Raw genomic sequence first — 2,724 nt, 5'->3', positions numbered from 1 at the left:
GGTGCGGGACGCGCGTCCCGCACCGCCCCCGGACCTGCTACGCCGAGGCGCCCGTACCGGTGCCACGGCCACGGCGGCCGAGCACGGCGCCCACCGCCGCGCCGACGACGCCGACCACGATGCCCGCGATGCCGAGCGCCCGGGCGGTGGAGTCGCTGCCGTCCGCCTTCGCGGTCGCGGTGCTCGTCGTGTTCGTCGTGCCAGCCGGGGCGGGGGTCGCCTTGGCGCCCGCGGCGGTGCCGGCGGCGTCGGAGTCACCGGCGGGCGCGGTCAGCTTGAGCACCGGCGCCGGGTTCTTCGGTTCGGGCTGACCGGCCTGCGGCTCCTCGATCCAGCGCGCCACCGTGCCGTCGCCGTAGGTCTGCAGGGCCTTGAACACGACCTTGTCCGTGCCGTCGGGCAGCGCGCCGAGGTCGACGGTGAAGTCCTGGAAGTGGCCGGGGGTGATCTGGCCGCCGGTCCACACGACCTGCGAGACGGCGTCGGTGATGTCGCCGTCGTCGGTGTGGATCGGGGTGGCCAGCTTCGTGGTCTGGATCGCGTCGGTCCAGCCCGGCAGCGGCGCGACCTTGACGGACGGGATCGGGTGGTCGGTCGGGAAGTCGATCTCGACCTTCACCGTGCTGTTCTTGTCGTCCTCGTTCGGCACGCGGAACGCGAAGGTCTGGTCGGTCGCGTCCTTCGGCACGCTGGACGGCTGCACGATGACGTGCGCGGACGCCGGCGCGGCCGCGCCGAGTACGACCGCGGCGCCCAGGGCGCAGGCGGCGGCGAGACGCTTCTTCGGGGACAGGCTCATGACTGTGGGTTTCTCCGGTTCCGGGGTGCGCGCACGCCGTGCACACGGGCGGCGGGGCACGCGGGCGGACCCGGCGCCGCTGCCCGTGGAGGCGGAACACGCGGAGGCGATCAGGACGGCGGACGGCCGCGACCGGGCGGCGTTCCCGCACCGGTCAGACGGCCGGCACCGCCGGCGGACCGCGCCTGATCACCACGTGCCGCAGCGGCGTCCACCGCGGCAGCCACCACCGGCCGTCGGCGGGCACGAAACGCGTCGCGGCGGCCCGCGATCCGCCGCCCGCCCCTGCGCGCAGCACCGCGAACAGGGCCAGCGCCCCGCGCAGCGACGCCGTACGGGCGTGGACCGTCGCGGAGACGGTCCGGGCGGTCAGCCGGACCAGCCGCCAGACGGCCACTTCGCCCCGCCACAGCCACCACCCCGCGGCGACGGTCGCCGCCAGGTGCGCCAGGAGCATCGCGGGACTCAGCCCGAGGACCGCGGAGTGGCTCCAGAAGGAGACGTGCGCGGCCGCGACGACGGCGTGCGGAGCGGTGCCGCCTCCCGCCGTGACGTGCGCGGCCGGCAGACCGGGCCGCCCACCGGCCGCCACCAGCGCCCTGGGCGTGCCCGGCATGCCCGGCATGCCGTGCATCCCCGCCATCGAGGAGACCGGCGGTGGGCCGACCGGTCCGGCAGCCGCCGGCGTCCGCCGCCCGCACCGCGCGGCGTGGAAGAGCAGGTGCAGACCGCCCTGGCCCGCGACCAGCCCGCCGACGATCGCCCGCAGCGAGCGCTCCCGCCGCGCCGCGAACACGGCCACGGCACCGACGAGCGCCCAACCGAGCAGCAACGCCCCCGCCGGCACCGCACCACCCGACGCGAGCCCGTGCCCGGCGGCGGCCAGCACGACGCAGACCGTCGCGAAGGGCAGGGCCCGCACGAGGCGAAGGTCGAGCGCGGCGGCCCGCACGGGCACGGGCGCGGACGTGGTGTCGGTTCTCGGGGCAGACATGGCCGGGACATCATGACACCGGTCCGCTCCCGCCGTGACACGTTCCCCCGTACTTCCCGGCCGACCCACCGCTCCCGGCCACCGCCGCGGCGAGGTCATCCACGCGACAAGGTCATCCACGCGGCGTGGCCCTCGGCGCGACGGAGTCGACACCGACCAGCGCGTCCGCGTCCGACTCCCCGACGCGCCGCACAACGAGTCTGCCGAGTTCCGCTGCCATCCGTGCGGTCGTCCTGTCAGTTCGCACCGATGGGCCCGCGAGGCGGTGCAGCCGTCCTGGTTCACGAATTCGTGCGGACGACAATGACGTGGATGCCGCGTCCCGGGGTTCGGTGTTTCCCGCGGTGTCGGCGGCGGTGGAGGTCGCGCGGTAGATGCCGAGGCCGGAGGGCGGCCGCACTCGCCAGGTGCAGTCGTGGTGTGCGGTGTCAGTGCACATGAGGTCCGCCCGCTGGACCAGTGTCGGTCCGGGGACCTGCGAGGTGAAGGTGAGGTCGACGTGGTCGACGCCCGAGCCGGTGTCGGTGGCGGTGCCGGTGATGCACTGGTCGTCGTGGGGTCCGCCGGCGGGGACGGCGACGAAGATCGCCTCGGGCGCGGTGGTGAACGTGGAGACGGGTGGGATCCTCGTCGCCGACGGACCCACCGCCGAGGTCATCGTCGCCTCGCCGACCTTCGCCCCGCAGACCGCCAAGATCCTCGCCCCTCCGGCTATCTGACGGTCGATCAGGTAGTCGGAGTGCTGAAAGCCGTGGAGGCGGCCCGGTGACCGCCGTCCGGATCCCCGGCTGGGCCCGGATCGTCGTCGCCCTGGTCGCTGCCCATGGCTGGACCCTCGGCACCGCCGGCGGGGGCTTTGGCGAGCACTGGCCCACGATTGTCGGCCCCGACGCCGCCCGCTGGCACCCCGCCGGCGGGGTGCCGGTCGAAG

2 protein-coding genes and 1 pseudogene are annotated in these 2,724 nt (G+C 75.3%); 1 reads left to right on the top strand and 2 read right to left on the bottom strand.

The features are described 5' to 3' along the window. Nucleotides 1-37: 37 nt before the first annotated feature. Entirely contained in the window at nt 38-799 is a 762-nt protein-coding gene (locus tag AB0D10_RS46125; protein ID WP_360269055.1) for a YcnI family protein, read from the bottom strand. A 154-nt stretch (nt 800-953) separates the two neighbouring features. Continuing rightward, the gene (locus AB0D10_RS46120; RefSeq protein ID WP_360269053.1) at nt 954-1,793 is read right to left on the bottom strand and encodes a hypothetical protein; all 840 of its coding nucleotides are present in this window, start codon (nt 1,791-1,793) and stop codon (nt 954-956) included. Between the two features lie 620 nt (nt 1,794-2,413). Here AB0D10_RS46120 and AB0D10_RS46115 point away from each other — a divergent pair. Further along, a pseudogene (locus AB0D10_RS46115) lies at nt 2,414-2,562 on the top strand (ABC transporter ATP-binding protein); the annotation flags it as partial. Nucleotides 2,563-2,724: the final 162 nt, after the last annotated feature.

Source organism: Kitasatospora sp. NPDC048545, from assembly GCF_040651155.1.
Lineage (GTDB): Bacteria > Actinomycetota > Actinomycetes > Streptomycetales > Streptomycetaceae > Kitasatospora.
The sequence above is the reverse complement of the archived record's forward strand: the minus strand, read 5'-3'. Positions and strand labels throughout refer to the sequence as shown.